The organism is Enterobacter cloacae complex sp. 2024EL-00711, assembly GCF_047529885.1.
Taxonomy (GTDB): domain Bacteria; phylum Pseudomonadota; class Gammaproteobacteria; order Enterobacterales; family Enterobacteriaceae; genus Enterobacter; species Enterobacter ludwigii.
Genome location: NZ_JBLIZC010000016.1, coordinates 13784 through 26182, shown reverse-complemented (window position 1 = coordinate 26182; position 12399 = coordinate 13784). Strand labels below are relative to the sequence as shown.

Genomic DNA, 12399 nt, shown 5'->3' with positions numbered 1-12399 from the left:
GACAACATCAAGATGGTTGTGACGCTGATCCACCCAATCGCGATGGACGACGGTCTGCGTTTCGCAATCCGTGAAGGCGGCCGTACCGTTGGCGCGGGCGTTGTTGCTAAAGTTCTGGGCTAATTACTTATCCCTGAATTAAAAAAGGACGCTTCGGCGTCCTTTTTTGTTTTCTGCCGTTATGTGTCTGTCACAAATTTTCGCATTTTTCGTCCTCTCCCGCCCCGTATACGGGTGTTTGTGCTATTGTAATCATAACCATTCTCACTTACACTTTGCGCATATTTTGAACGGGAGTCTTTATGTACGTTTGTTTATGTAATGGTGTAAGCGACAAAAAAATACGTCAGGCCGTTCGCCAGTTTCAGCCACAGTCCTTCCAGCAGCTTCGCAAATTTGTTCCAGTGGGAAATCAATGCGGTAAATGTGTACGTGCTGCACGTGAGATCATGCAGGACGAATTGATGCAGATCCCGGAATACAAAGAGATTGCGTAAGCGCCCATCTTTTTTTTGACATCCCTGTAGCCCGATCTACGCTTCAATGAGTGGAAGCGGAGGGACTATATAATGAAAGGTGATGTTAAAATCATAAGTTATCTCAATAAATTATTGGGAAATGAGCTTGTCGCGATCAATCAGTATTTTCTCCATGCGAGAATGTTCAAAAACTGGGGCCTGATGCGCCTCAACGATGTTGAATACCATGAATCCATCGATGAGATGAAACATGCCGATAAATACATCGAGCGTATTTTATTCCTTGAAGGCATTCCTAACCTGCAGGATCTCGGCAAACTCGGCATCGGTGAAGATGTTGAAGAGATGCTACGGTCCGACCTCAGGCTGGAGCTTGAAGGCGCAAAAGATCTCCGCGAAGCCATTGCCTATGCGGACAGTGTTTATGACTACGTCAGCCGCGATATGATGATCCAGATTCTGGCCGATGAAGAAGGGCACATTGACTGGCTTGAAACTGAGCTGGATCTCATCAGTAAAATTGGTCTGCAGAATTATCTTCAATCCCAGATTAAAGTGGCTGACTAAACAGCGTCTGCCAGCCAACGCTTAAACCCGCTGCCGCCAGAAATGGCCCAAAAGGCAGTGGGTTTTTTAATGCCTGTTTATCAGGAGCCGGTAAAGCGAGAATCAGCTGGTAAAGAAGCGCCAACAATGCGGCGGTTAACACCAGTGCGGGCAATATGTGCCAACCGTGCCACGCCCCCAGTGCCGAAAGATATTTCACATCGCCATAGCCCATCCCTTCACGTCCAGTCAGAAGCCGGTAGCCCCAGTAGATAATCGCAAAGCTCACATACCCTGCCATCGCGCCAGCCACTGCGTTCGAAAGAAAGTCAGGATGAAGGCAACGCTGGAAGAGCAGGCCGGTCCATAAGAGGGGACAGAGGTATTTATCCGGGAGAAGGCCGGCACGAATATCTTCACGTACCAGTAAACCGGAGAGTGCGAAGTAAACGAGCAGAAAGGGGAGGGGAGTCAGCATACGCAAAGCCTCAAAGATGTTTGGTGCATACTCTTCTCATGATGCAAGGCCAGCAACGTCCGAACACAGGAATTGCGTGAGGGGTTCATAAGAAGAGATGAAAGCAGACAGGTTGCTGCAAATAATGGAATGCCCTACGCATCGCATGTCTTTGGCGCTTAATTTCTAAACGGCACTTGCGTCTTGCTCAGATTTACGTATAATGCGCGGGCTTGTCGTAGTTGACGGCGGGTTCAATCTGAACCGGAGTAGCTAATTTTGTTACTCAACAATGCTCCCAATCGGGGAGCTACGTAAGAACGGTTACACTCTCCCATCAATCGTAATGGGTTTGAGGAGTAATCATTTTCGTTTATAAAATAATTGGAGCTCTGGTCTCATGCAGAACCAAAGAATCCGTATCCGCCTTAAAGCGTTTGATCATCGTCTGATCGATCAATCAACCGCGGAAATCGTCGAGACTGCTAAGCGCACTGGTGCGCAAGTCCGTGGTCCGATCCCGCTGCCGACCCGCAAAGAGCGCTTTACCGTTCTGATCTCTCCGCACGTTAACAAAGATGCGCGTGATCAGTACGAAATCCGCACTCACAAGCGTCTGGTTGACATCGTTGAGCCAACTGAGAAAACCGTTGATGCTCTGATGCGTCTGGATCTGGCTGCCGGTGTAGACGTGCAGATCAGCCTGGGTTAATCAGGTCATCGAGCGATTGAGAGGTTGAAACAATGATTGGTTTAGTCGGTAAAAAAGTGGGAATGACCCGCATCTTCACTGAAGATGGCGTTTCTATCCCAGTAACCGTAATCGAAGTTGAAGCAAACCGCGTTACTCAGGTTAAAGATCTGGCTAACGATGGCTACCGCGCTGTTCAGGTTACCACCGGTGCTAAAAAAGCTAACCGTGTAACCAAACCAGAAGCGGGTCACTTCGCTAAAGCTGGCGTTGAAGCTGGCCGTGGTCTGTGGGAATTCCGTCTTGCTGAAGGCGAAGAGTTCACCGTAGGTCAAGACATTAGCGTTGAGCTGTTTGCTGACGTTAAAAAAGTTGACGTAACCGGTACCTCTAAAGGTAAAGGTTTTGCTGGTACCGTTAAGCGCTGGAACTTCCGTACCCAGGACGCTACTCACGGTAACTCCTTGTCTCACCGCGTTCCGGGTTCTATCGGTCAGAACCAGACTCCGGGCAAAGTGTTCAAAGGCAAGAAAATGGCAGGTCAGCTGGGTAACGAACGTGTAACCGTTCAGAGCCTGGACGTAGTACGTGTTGACGCTGAGCGCAACCTGCTGCTGGTTAAGGGTGCTGTTCCGGGTGCTACCGGTAGCGACCTGATCGTTAAACCAGCTGTGAAGGCGTAAGGGGATAGCAATGGAATTAGTATTGAAAGACGCGCAGAGCGCGCTGACTGTTTCCGAAACTACCTTCGGTCGTGATTTCAACGAAGCGCTGGTTCACCAGGTTGTTGTTGCTTATGCAGCTGGTGCTCGTCAGGGTACTCGTGCTCAGAAGACTCGTGCTGAAGTAACTGGTTCTGGCAAAAAGCCATGGCGCCAGAAAGGTACCGGCCGTGCGCGTTCAGGTTCTATCAAGAGCCCGATCTGGCGTTCAGGTGGCGTGACCTTCGCTGCGCGTCCACAGGACCACAGTCAAAAAGTTAACAAAAAGATGTACCGCGGCGCGCTGAAAAGCATTCTGTCCGAACTGGTACGTCAGGATCGTCTGATCGTTGTCGAGAAGTTCTCTGTAGAAGCGCCTAAAACTAAGCTGCTGGCACAGAAACTGAAAGACATGGCTCTGGAAGATGTGCTGATCATCACCGGTGAGCTGGACGAGAACCTGTTCCTGGCCGCACGTAACCTGCACAAGGTTGACGTACGCGATGCGACTGGTATCGACCCGGTTAGCCTGATCGCCTTCGACAAAGTCGTAATGACTGCTGATGCTGTTAAGCAAGTTGAGGAGATGCTGGCATGATTCGTGAAGAACGTCTGCTGAAGGTGCTTCGCGCACCGCACGTTTCTGAAAAAGCGTCTACTGCGATGGAAAAAACAAACACCATCGTTCTCAAAGTTGCTAAAGACGCGACCAAAGCAGAGATCAAAGCTGCTGTGCAGAAACTGTTTGAAGTCGAAGTCGAAGTCGTTAACACCCTGGTTGTTAAAGGGAAAGTTAAACGTCACGGACAGCGTATCGGTCGTCGTAGCGACTGGAAAAAAGCTTACGTCACCCTTAAAGAAGGCCAGAACCTGGACTTCGTTGGCGGCGCTGAGTAAGTCGGAGGAGTAATACAATGGCAGTTGTTAAATGTAAACCGACATCTCCGGGTCGTCGCCACGTAGTTAAAGTGGTTAACCCTGAGCTGCACAAGGGCAAACCTTTTGCTCCGTTGCTGGAAAAAAACAGCAAATCCGGTGGTCGTAACAACAATGGCCGTATCACCACTCGTCACATCGGTGGTGGCCACAAGCAGGCTTATCGTATTGTTGACTTCAAACGCAACAAAGACGGTATCCCAGCAGTTGTTGAACGTCTTGAGTACGATCCGAACCGTTCCGCGAACATCGCGCTGGTTCTGTACAAAGACGGTGAACGCCGTTACATCCTGGCCCCTAAAGGCCTGAAAGCTGGCGACCAGATTCAGTCTGGCGTTGATGCTGCAATCAAAGCAGGCAACACCCTGCCGATGCGCAATATCCCGGTTGGTTCTACCGTTCATAACGTAGAAATGAAACCAGGTAAAGGCGGTCAGCTGGCGCGTTCCGCGGGTACTTACGTTCAGATCGTTGCTCGTGACGGTGCTTATGTCACCCTGCGTCTGCGTTCTGGTGAAATGCGTAAAGTCGAAGCAGATTGCCGCGCTACTCTGGGCGAAGTTGGCAATGCTGAGCATATGCTGCGCGTTCTGGGTAAAGCTGGTGCTGCACGCTGGCGTGGTGTTCGTCCTACCGTTCGCGGTACTGCGATGAACCCAGTAGACCACCCACATGGTGGTGGTGAAGGTCGTAACTTTGGTAAGCACCCGGTAACTCCGTGGGGCGTTCAGACCAAAGGTAAGAAGACCCGCAGCAACAAGCGTACTGATAAATTTATCGTACGTCGCCGTAGCAAATAATTTTAGAGGATAAGCCATGCCACGTTCTCTCAAGAAAGGTCCTTTTATTGACCTGCACTTGCTGAAGAAGGTAGAGAAAGCGGTGGAAAGCGGAGACAAGAAGCCCCTGCGCACTTGGTCCCGTCGTTCAACGATCTTTCCTAACATGATCGGTTTGACCATCGCTGTCCATAATGGTCGTCAGCACGTTCCAGTCTTTGTTACCGACGAAATGGTTGGTCACAAACTGGGTGAATTCGCACCGACTCGTACTTATCGCGGCCACGCTGCTGATAAAAAAGCGAAGAAGAAATAAGGTAGGAGGAAGAGATGGAAACTTTAGCTCAACATCGCCATGCTCGTTCTTCTGCTCAGAAGGTTCGCCTTGTTGCTGACCTGATTCGCGGTAAGAAAGTGTCGCAGGCCCTGGACATCCTGACCTATACCAACAAGAAAGCTGCGGTATTGGTCAAGAAAGTACTGGAATCTGCCATTGCTAACGCTGAACACAACGATGGCGCTGACATCGACGATCTGAAAGTCGCGAAAATTTTCGTAGATGAAGGCCCAAGCATGAAGCGCATTATGCCGCGTGCGAAAGGTCGTGCAGATCGCATCCTGAAGCGCACCAGCCACATTACTGTGGTTGTGTCCGATCGCTGAGACTCTGGAGACTAGCAATGGGTCAGAAAGTACATCCTAATGGTATTCGCCTGGGTATTGTAAAACCATGGAACTCTACCTGGTTTGCGAACACCAAAGAATTCGCTGACAACCTGGACAGCGATTTTAAAGTACGTCAGTACCTGACTAAGGAACTGGCTAAAGCGTCTGTATCTCGTATCGTTATCGAGCGTCCAGCTAAGAGCATTCGTGTAACCATTCACACTGCTCGTCCTGGCATCGTTATCGGTAAGAAAGGCGAAGACGTAGAAAAACTGCGCAAGGTCGTAGCGGATATCGCTGGCGTTCCTGCACAGATCAATATCGCTGAAGTTCGTAAGCCTGAACTGGACGCTAAATTGGTTGCTGACAGCATCACTTCACAGCTGGAACGTCGTGTTATGTTCCGTCGTGCTATGAAGCGTGCTGTACAGAACGCAATGCGTCTGGGCGCTAAGGGTATCAAAGTTGAAGTTAGCGGCCGTCTGGGCGGCGCGGAAATCGCACGTACCGAATGGTACCGCGAAGGTCGCGTACCGCTGCACACTCTGCGTGCTGACATCGACTACAACACCTCTGAAGCGCACACCACTTACGGTGTAATCGGCGTTAAGGTATGGATCTTCAAAGGTGAGATCCTGGGTGGTATGGCTGCTGTTGAACAACCGGAAAAACCGGCTGCTCAACCTAAAAAGCAGCAGCGTAAAGGCCGTAAATAAGGAGCGTCGCTGATGTTACAACCAAAGCGTACAAAATTCCGTAAAGTGCACAAAGGCCGCAACCGTGGTCTGGCGCAGGGTACGGATGTTAGCTTCGGCACTTTCGGTCTGAAAGCTGTTGGCCGTGGTCGTCTGACTGCACGTCAGATCGAAGCAGCACGTCGTGCAATGACCCGTGCAGTTAAGCGTCAAGGTAAGATCTGGATCCGTGTATTCCCGGACAAACCGATCACCGAGAAGCCGCTGGAAGTTCGTATGGGTAAAGGTAAAGGTAACGTGGAGTACTGGGTTGCCTTGATCCAACCGGGCAAAGTCCTTTATGAAATGGACGGCGTTCCGGAAGAGCTGGCCCGTGAAGCCTTCGGCCTGGCAGCAGCGAAACTGCCTATCAAAACCACCTTTGTAACTAAGACGGTGATGTAATGAAAGCAAAAGAGCTGCGTGAAAAAAGCGTTGAAGAGCTGAACGCTGAGCTGCTGAACCTGCTGCGTGAGCAGTTCAACCTGCGTATGCAGGCTGCAAGTGGCCAGCTGCAACAGACTCACCTGCTGAAGCAAGTGCGTCGCAATGTTGCGCGCGTTAAGACTTTACTGACTCAGAAGGCGGGTGCGTAATGACCGATAAAATCCGTACTCTGCAAGGTCGTGTTGTTAGCGACAAGATGGAGAAATCCATCGTTGTAGCTATCGAACGTATTGTGAAACACCCGATCTACGGTAAATTCATCAAACGTACGACCAAACTGCACGTACATGACGAGAACAACGAATGTGGTATCGGCGACAAGGTTGAAATCCGTGAATGCCGTCCACTGTCCAAGACTAAGTCCTGGACGCTGGTTCGCGTTGTAGAGAAAGCGGTTCTGTAATAGAGTACGCATTCTCAATACGAATAAACGGCTCAGCGATGAGCCGTTTATTTTTTCTACCCATATTGTAGAAGCGGTGTTATAATGCCGCGCCCTCGATATGGGGCTTTTTAACGGCTCTGATTTTAGAGTCTCAGGTAGTAGTTGACATTAGCGGAGCACTAAAATGATCCAAGAACAGACTATGCTGAACGTCGCCGACAACTCCGGTGCACGTCGCGTAATGTGTATCAAGGTTCTGGGTGGCTCGCACCGTCGCTACGCAGGCGTAGGCGACATCATCAAGATCACCATCAAAGAAGCAATTCCACGTGGTAAGGTCAAAAAAGGTGATGTGCTGAAAGCGGTAGTGGTGCGCACCAAGAAGGGTGTTCGTCGCCCTGACGGTTCTGTCATTCGCTTCGATGGTAATGCATGCGTTATTTTGAACAATAACAGTGAGCAGCCAATCGGCACGCGTATCTTTGGGCCGGTAACTCGTGAACTTCGTACTGAAAAGTTCATGAAAATTATCTCTCTGGCACCAGAAGTACTCTAAGGAGCGAATCATGGCAGCGAAAATCCGTCGTGATGACGAAGTTATCGTGTTAACCGGTAAAGATAAAGGTAAACGCGGTAAAGTAAAAAATGTCCTGTCTTCCGGCAAGGTCATTGTTGAAGGTATCAACCTGGTTAAGAAACATCAGAAGCCGGTTCCGGCCCTGAACCAACCAGGCGGCATCGTTGAAAAAGAAGCTGCTATTCAGGTTTCTAACGTTGCAATCTTCAATGCGGCAACCGGCAAGGCTGACCGTGTAGGCTTTAGATTCGAAGACGGGAAAAAAGTCCGTTTCTTCAAGTCTAACAGCGAAACTATCAAGTAATTTGGAGTAGTACGATGGCGAAACTGCATGATTACTACAAAGACGAAGTAGTTAACAAACTCATGACTGAGTTTAACTACAATTCTGTCATGCAAGTCCCTCGGGTCGAGAAGATCACCCTGAACATGGGTGTTGGTGAAGCGATCGCTGACAAGAAACTGCTGGATAACGCAGCAGCTGACCTGACAGCAATCTCCGGTCAAAAACCGCTGATCACCAAAGCACGCAAATCTGTTGCAGGCTTCAAAATCCGTCAGGGCTATCCGATCGGCTGTAAAGTAACTCTGCGTGGCGAACGCATGTGGGAGTTCTTTGAGCGCCTGATCACTATTGCTGTACCACGTATCCGTGACTTCCGTGGCTTGTCCGCTAAGTCTTTCGACGGTCGTGGTAACTACAGCATGGGTGTCCGTGAGCAGATCATCTTCCCAGAGATCGACTACGATAAAGTCGACCGCGTGCGTGGTTTGGATATTACCATTACCACTACTGCGAAATCTGATGAAGAAGGCCGTGCTCTGCTGGCTGCCTTTGACTTCCCGTTCCGCAAGTAAGGTAGGGTTACTGAATGGCTAAGCAATCAATGAAAGCACGCGAAGTAAAACGCGTAGCTTTAGCTGATAAATTCTTCGCTAAACGCGCTGAACTGAAAGCGATCATTTCTGATGTGAACGCTTCCGACGAAGATCGTTGGAATGCGGTTCTCAAGCTGCAGTCTCTGCCGCGTGATTCCAGCCCGTCTCGTCAGCGTAACCGCTGTCGTCAAACAGGTCGTCCACATGGTTATGTGGGCAAGTTTGGGTTGAGCCGTATCAAACTGCGTGAAGCCGCCATGCGCGGTGAAGTACCAGGCTTGAAAAAGGCTAGCTGGTAATTACCAATTGAATCACGGGAGTAAAGACAGATGAGCATGCAAGATCCGATCGCGGATATGCTGACCCGTATCCGTAACGGTCAGGCCGCGAACAAAGTTGCGGTCACCATGCCTTCCGCCAAGCTGAAAGTGGCAATTGCCAACGTGCTGAAGGAAGAAGGTTTTATCGAAGATTTTAAAGTTGAAGGCGACACCAAGCCGGAACTGGAACTTACTCTCAAGTATTTCCAGGGTAAAGCTGTTGTAGAAAGCATTCAGCGTGTCAGCCGCCCAGGTCTGCGCATCTATAAGAAAAAAGATGAGCTGCCTAAAGTTATGGCTGGTCTTGGTATCGCAGTTGTTTCTACCTCTAAAGGTGTTATGACTGATCGTGCAGCGCGCCAGGCTGGTCTTGGTGGCGAAATTATCTGCTACGTAGCCTAATCGGAGGAAAGAATGTCTCGTGTTGCTAAAGCACCGGTCGTTATTCCTGCCGGCGTTGATGTAAAAATCGACGGTCAGGTTATTACGATCAAAGGTAAAAACGGCGAGCTGACTCGTACCCTCAACAAAGCTGTTGAAGTTAAACATGCAGATAACGCTCTGACCTTCGGTCCACGTGATGGTTTCGTGGATGGATGGGCTCAGGCTGGTACCGCGCGTGCCCTGCTGAACTCAATGGTTGTTGGTGTTACCGAAGGCTTCACTAAAAAGCTTCAACTGGTTGGTGTAGGTTATCGTGCAGCTATCAAAGGGAATGCAGTAGGCCTGTCTCTGGGCTTCTCACACCCTGTTGAGCATCCGCTGCCGGCCGGTATCACTGCAGAATGTCCGACCCAGACTGAAATCGTGCTGAAAGGCGCTGATAAACAGCTGATCGGTCAGGTTGCAGCAGATCTGCGCGCCTACCGTCGTCCTGAGCCTTATAAAGGCAAGGGTGTTCGTTACGCCGACGAAGTCGTGCGTACCAAAGAGGCTAAGAAGAAGTAAGGTAACACTATGGATAAGAAATCTGCTCGTATCCGTCGTGCGACCCGCGCACGCCGCAAGCTCAAAGAGCTGGGTGCAACTCGCCTGGTGGTACATCGTACCCCGCGTCATATTTACGCACAGGTCATTGCACCAAACGGTTCTGAAGTTCTGGTAGCTGCTTCTACTGTAGAAAAAGCTATTGCAGAGCAATTGAAGTACACCGGTAACAAAGACGCCGCTGCAGCTGTAGGTAAAGCTGTTGCAGAACGCGCTCTGGAAAAAGGCATCAGCAATGTTTCCTTTGACCGTTCCGGGTTCCAATATCATGGTCGTGTCCAGGCACTGGCAGATGCTGCCCGTGAAGCTGGCCTTCAGTTCTAAGGTAGAGGTGTAAGATGGCTCACATCGAAAAACAGGCTGGCGAACTGCAGGAAAAGCTGATCGCGGTTAACCGCGTATCTAAAACCGTTAAAGGTGGTCGTATTTTCTCCTTCACAGCTCTGACTGTAGTTGGCGATGGTAACGGTCGCGTTGGTTTTGGTTACGGTAAAGCGCGTGAAGTTCCAGCAGCGATCCAGAAAGCGATGGAAAAAGCCCGTCGCAATATGATTAACGTCGCGCTGAACAACGGTACCCTGCAGCACCCAGTTAAAGGTGTTCACACGGGTTCTCGTGTATTCATGCAGCCAGCTTCAGAAGGTACCGGTATCATCGCCGGTGGTGCAATGCGCGCCGTTCTGGAAGTTGCTGGGGTTCATAACGTTCTGGCTAAAGCATACGGTTCCACCAACCCGATTAACGTGGTTCGTGCAACTATTGATGGCCTGGAAAATATGAATTCTCCAGAAATGGTCGCTGCCAAGCGTGGTAAATCCGTTGAAGAAATTCTGGGGTAATTGACCATGGCAAAGACTATTAAAATCACTCAAACCCGCAGTGCAATCGGTCGTCTGCCGAAACACAAGGCAACGCTGCTTGGCCTGGGTCTGCGTCGTATTGGTCATACCGTTGAGCGTGAGGATACTCCCGCTGTTCGTGGTATGGTCAACGCGGTTTACTTCATGGTTAAAGTTGAGGAGTAAGAGATGCGTTTAAATACTCTGTCTCCGGCCGAAGGCTCTAAAAAGGCGGGTAAACGCCTGGGTCGTGGTATCGGTTCTGGCCTCGGCAAAACCGGTGGTCGTGGTCACAAAGGTCAGAACTCTCGTTCTGGCGGTGGCGTACGTCGCGGTTTCGAGGGTGGCCAGATGCCACTGTACCGTCGTCTGCCGAAGTTCGGCTTCACTTCTCGCAAAGCAGCGATTACAGCGGAAATCCGTCTGTCTGACCTGGCGAAAGTTGAAGGCGGCGTTGTAGACCTGAACACGCTGAAAGCGGCAAACATTATCGGTATCCAGATCGAGTTCGCGAAAGTGATCCTGGCTGGTGAAGTTTCTACTCCGGTAACTGTTCGTGGCCTGCGTGTTACTAAAGGTGCTCGTGCTGCTATCGAAGCCGCTGGCGGTAAAATTGAGGAATAAGTAGCAGATGGCTAAGCAACCGGGATTAGATTTTCAAAGTGCCAAAGGTGGATTTGGCGAGCTGAAACGCAGACTGCTGTTTGTTATCGGCGCGCTGATTGTGTTCCGTGTTGGCTCTTTTATTCCGATCCCTGGTATCGATGCCGCTGTACTTGCCAAACTGCTTGAGCAACAGCGAGGCACCATCATTGAAATGTTTAACATGTTCTCTGGTGGTGCTCTCAGCCGTGCTTCTATCTTCGCTCTGGGTATCATGCCGTATATTTCGGCATCGATTATTATCCAGCTGCTGACGGTCGTTCATCCGGCCCTGGCAGAACTGAAGAAAGAAGGGGAGTCTGGACGTCGTAAGATAAGCCAGTACACCCGTTACGGCACTCTGGTGCTGGCAATATTCCAGTCGATCGGTATTGCTACCGGTCTTCCGAATATGCCTGGTATGCAGGGCCTGGTATTAAACCCAGGCTTTGCATTCTATTTCACCGCTGTTGTAAGTCTGGTCACAGGAACAATGTTCCTGATGTGGCTCGGCGAACAGATTACTGAGCGTGGTATCGGTAACGGTATCTCAATCATTATCTTCGCTGGTATCGTTGCGGGTCTCCCGCCAGCCATTGCCCACACTATCGAGCAAGCGCGTCAAGGCGACCTGCACTTCCTCCTGTTGCTGTTGGTTGCAGTATTAGTATTTGCAGTGACGTTCTTTGTTGTCTTCGTTGAACGTGGTCAACGCCGCATTGTGGTGAACTACGCTAAGCGTCAACAAGGTCGTCGTGTCTATGCTGCACAGAGCACACATTTACCGCTGAAAGTGAACATGGCGGGGGTTATCCCGGCTATCTTCGCTTCCAGTATTATTCTGTTCCCGGCAACCATCGCGTCATGGTTCGGGGGCGGTACTGGTTGGAACTGGCTGACAACAATTTCGCTGTATTTGCAGCCTGGGCAACCACTTTATGTGTTACTCTATGCGTCTGCGATCATCTTCTTCTGTTTCTTCTACACGGCGTTGGTTTTCAACCCGCGTGAAACAGCAGATAACCTGAAGAAGTCCGGTGCATTTGTACCAGGAATTCGTCCGGGAGAGCAAACGGCGAAGTATATCGATAAAGTAATGACTCGCCTGACTTTGGTTGGTGCGCTTTATATTACTTTTATCTGCCTGATCCCGGAGTTCATGCGTGATGCAATGAAGGTACCGTTCTACTTCGGTGGGACCTCACTGCTTATCGTTGTTGTCGTGATTATGGACTTTATGGCTCAAGTGCAAACTCTGATGATGTCCAGTCAGTATGAGTCTGCATTGAAGAAGGCGAACCTGAAAGGCTACGGCCGCTAAATGGTCGCCTGAG

Annotated in this window: 25 protein-coding genes and 1 pseudogene; 25 read left to right on the top strand and 1 reads right to left on the bottom strand. The window is 50.2% G+C overall.

What is annotated here, in order from left to right; translation table 11 throughout:
• From tuf to bfr, 3 genes and pseudogenes are all read left to right on the top strand, one after another.
• Positions 1-123: pseudogene (gene tuf, locus ACMVME_RS22760) on the top strand (elongation factor Tu); the annotation flags it as partial.
• Positions 124-302: 179 nt separating this feature from the next.
• Positions 303-497: a bacterioferritin-associated ferredoxin gene (gene bfd, locus ACMVME_RS22755; RefSeq protein WP_008503493.1), complete on the top strand. Its 195-nt coding sequence runs from the start codon at positions 303-305 to the stop codon at positions 495-497.
• A gap of 72 nt (positions 498-569) precedes the next feature.
• Positions 570-1046 (top strand): bacterioferritin, encoded by a 477-nt coding sequence (gene bfr / locus ACMVME_RS22750; RefSeq protein ID WP_068795490.1) that lies wholly within the window; start codon positions 570-572, stop codon positions 1044-1046.
• Here the strand turns inward: bfr and ACMVME_RS22745 are convergent.
• Entirely contained in the window at positions 1030-1503 is a 474-nt protein-coding gene (locus ACMVME_RS22745) for a prepilin peptidase (RefSeq protein ID WP_068795489.1), read from the bottom strand. The genes bfr and ACMVME_RS22745 overlap by 17 nt on opposite strands.
• A 379-nt stretch (positions 1504-1882) precedes the next feature.
• Between ACMVME_RS22745 and rpsJ the strand changes: the two genes are divergently transcribed.
• The 22 genes from rpsJ to secY all read left to right on the top strand — a co-directional run bounded on the left by rpsJ (position 1883) and on the right by secY (position 12386).
• Positions 1883-2194, top strand: coding sequence for a 30S ribosomal protein S10 (gene rpsJ / locus ACMVME_RS22740; RefSeq protein ID WP_001181005.1), 312 nt, complete (start codon positions 1883-1885; stop codon positions 2192-2194).
• Positions 2195-2226: 32 nt separating this feature from the next.
• Complete coding sequence (gene rplC, locus ACMVME_RS22735) at positions 2227-2856, top strand: 50S ribosomal protein L3 (protein ID WP_006178923.1); 630 nt, start codon at positions 2227-2229, stop codon at positions 2854-2856.
• Between the two features lie 10 nt (positions 2857-2866).
• A complete protein-coding gene (gene rplD / locus ACMVME_RS22730; RefSeq protein ID WP_000424395.1) occupies positions 2867-3472 on the top strand; it encodes a 50S ribosomal protein L4 in 606 nt (201 codons plus the stop codon).
• Positions 3469-3771 (top strand): 50S ribosomal protein L23, encoded by a 303-nt coding sequence (rplW, locus tag ACMVME_RS22725; protein WP_000617546.1) that lies wholly within the window; start codon positions 3469-3471, stop codon positions 3769-3771. Before rplD ends, rplW begins: the two co-directional genes overlap by 4 nt.
• A 17-nt stretch (positions 3772-3788) precedes the next feature.
• Positions 3789-4610, top strand: a complete 822-nt coding sequence (rplB, locus tag ACMVME_RS22720; RefSeq protein WP_000301859.1) for a 50S ribosomal protein L2 — start codon at positions 3789-3791, stop codon at positions 4608-4610.
• A 16-nt stretch (positions 4611-4626) separates the two neighbouring features.
• Positions 4627-4905 carry a 30S ribosomal protein S19 gene (gene rpsS, locus ACMVME_RS22715; protein WP_001138117.1) on the top strand — a complete coding sequence of 93 codons (279 nt, stop codon included), beginning with the start codon at positions 4627-4629 and terminating at the stop codon, positions 4903-4905.
• Positions 4906-4919: 14 nt separating this feature from the next.
• Positions 4920-5252 (top strand): 50S ribosomal protein L22, encoded by a 333-nt coding sequence (rplV, locus tag ACMVME_RS22710; RefSeq protein WP_002919773.1) that lies wholly within the window; start codon positions 4920-4922, stop codon positions 5250-5252.
• Between the two features lie 17 nt (positions 5253-5269).
• Entirely contained in the window at positions 5270-5971 is a 702-nt protein-coding gene (gene rpsC / locus ACMVME_RS22705; protein WP_000529945.1) for a 30S ribosomal protein S3, read from the top strand.
• 12 nt (positions 5972-5983) lie between these two features.
• Positions 5984-6394: a 50S ribosomal protein L16 gene (rplP, locus tag ACMVME_RS22700; RefSeq protein ID WP_002919759.1), complete on the top strand. Its 411-nt coding sequence runs from the start codon at positions 5984-5986 to the stop codon at positions 6392-6394.
• Positions 6394-6585: a 50S ribosomal protein L29 gene (rpmC, locus tag ACMVME_RS22695; RefSeq protein WP_003863282.1), complete on the top strand. Its 192-nt coding sequence runs from the start codon at positions 6394-6396 to the stop codon at positions 6583-6585. Before rplP ends, rpmC begins: the two co-directional genes overlap by 1 nt.
• Positions 6585-6839 carry a 30S ribosomal protein S17 gene (gene rpsQ, locus ACMVME_RS22690; protein ID WP_008503489.1) on the top strand — a complete coding sequence of 85 codons (255 nt, stop codon included), beginning with the start codon at positions 6585-6587 and terminating at the stop codon, positions 6837-6839. Before rpmC ends, rpsQ begins: the two co-directional genes overlap by 1 nt.
• Positions 6840-7005: 166 nt before the next feature.
• On the top strand, positions 7006-7377 hold the full coding sequence (gene rplN / locus ACMVME_RS22685; RefSeq protein ID WP_002919748.1) for a 50S ribosomal protein L14: 372 nt from the start codon (positions 7006-7008) through the stop codon (positions 7375-7377).
• 10 nt (positions 7378-7387) lie between these two features.
• Positions 7388-7702: a 50S ribosomal protein L24 gene (rplX, locus tag ACMVME_RS22680; protein WP_000729185.1), complete on the top strand. Its 315-nt coding sequence runs from the start codon at positions 7388-7390 to the stop codon at positions 7700-7702.
• 14 nt (positions 7703-7716) lie between these two features.
• The gene (gene rplE / locus ACMVME_RS22675; protein WP_001096206.1) at positions 7717-8256 is read left to right on the top strand and encodes a 50S ribosomal protein L5; all 540 of its coding nucleotides are present in this window, start codon (positions 7717-7719) and stop codon (positions 8254-8256) included.
• A 14-nt stretch (positions 8257-8270) separates the two neighbouring features.
• Positions 8271-8576 (top strand): 30S ribosomal protein S14, encoded by a 306-nt coding sequence (gene rpsN, locus ACMVME_RS22670; protein WP_003863291.1) that lies wholly within the window; start codon positions 8271-8273, stop codon positions 8574-8576.
• Between the two features lie 30 nt (positions 8577-8606).
• A complete protein-coding gene (gene rpsH / locus ACMVME_RS22665; protein ID WP_006178918.1) occupies positions 8607-8999 on the top strand; it encodes a 30S ribosomal protein S8 in 393 nt (130 codons plus the stop codon).
• Positions 9000-9011: 12 nt separating this feature from the next.
• Positions 9012-9545, top strand: a complete 534-nt coding sequence (rplF, locus tag ACMVME_RS22660; protein ID WP_003863296.1) for a 50S ribosomal protein L6 — start codon at positions 9012-9014, stop codon at positions 9543-9545.
• Between the two features lie 9 nt (positions 9546-9554).
• Positions 9555-9908, top strand: coding sequence for a 50S ribosomal protein L18 (gene rplR, locus ACMVME_RS22655; protein WP_013099023.1), 354 nt, complete (start codon positions 9555-9557; stop codon positions 9906-9908).
• Positions 9909-9922: 14 nt separating this feature from the next.
• Positions 9923-10423, top strand: a complete 501-nt coding sequence (gene rpsE / locus ACMVME_RS22650) for a 30S ribosomal protein S5 (RefSeq protein ID WP_003863299.1) — start codon at positions 9923-9925, stop codon at positions 10421-10423.
• A gap of 6 nt (positions 10424-10429) precedes the next feature.
• A complete protein-coding gene (gene rpmD, locus ACMVME_RS22645; RefSeq protein WP_003863301.1) occupies positions 10430-10609 on the top strand; it encodes a 50S ribosomal protein L30 in 180 nt (59 codons plus the stop codon).
• Positions 10610-10612: 3 nt separating this feature from the next.
• Positions 10613-11047: a 50S ribosomal protein L15 gene (gene rplO / locus ACMVME_RS22640; protein WP_003863304.1), complete on the top strand. Its 435-nt coding sequence runs from the start codon at positions 10613-10615 to the stop codon at positions 11045-11047.
• Positions 11048-11054: 7 nt separating this feature from the next.
• Positions 11055-12386, top strand: coding sequence for a preprotein translocase subunit SecY (gene secY / locus ACMVME_RS22635; RefSeq protein ID WP_014171896.1), 1332 nt, complete (start codon positions 11055-11057; stop codon positions 12384-12386).
• The last annotated feature ends 13 nt before the right edge of the window (positions 12387-12399 follow it).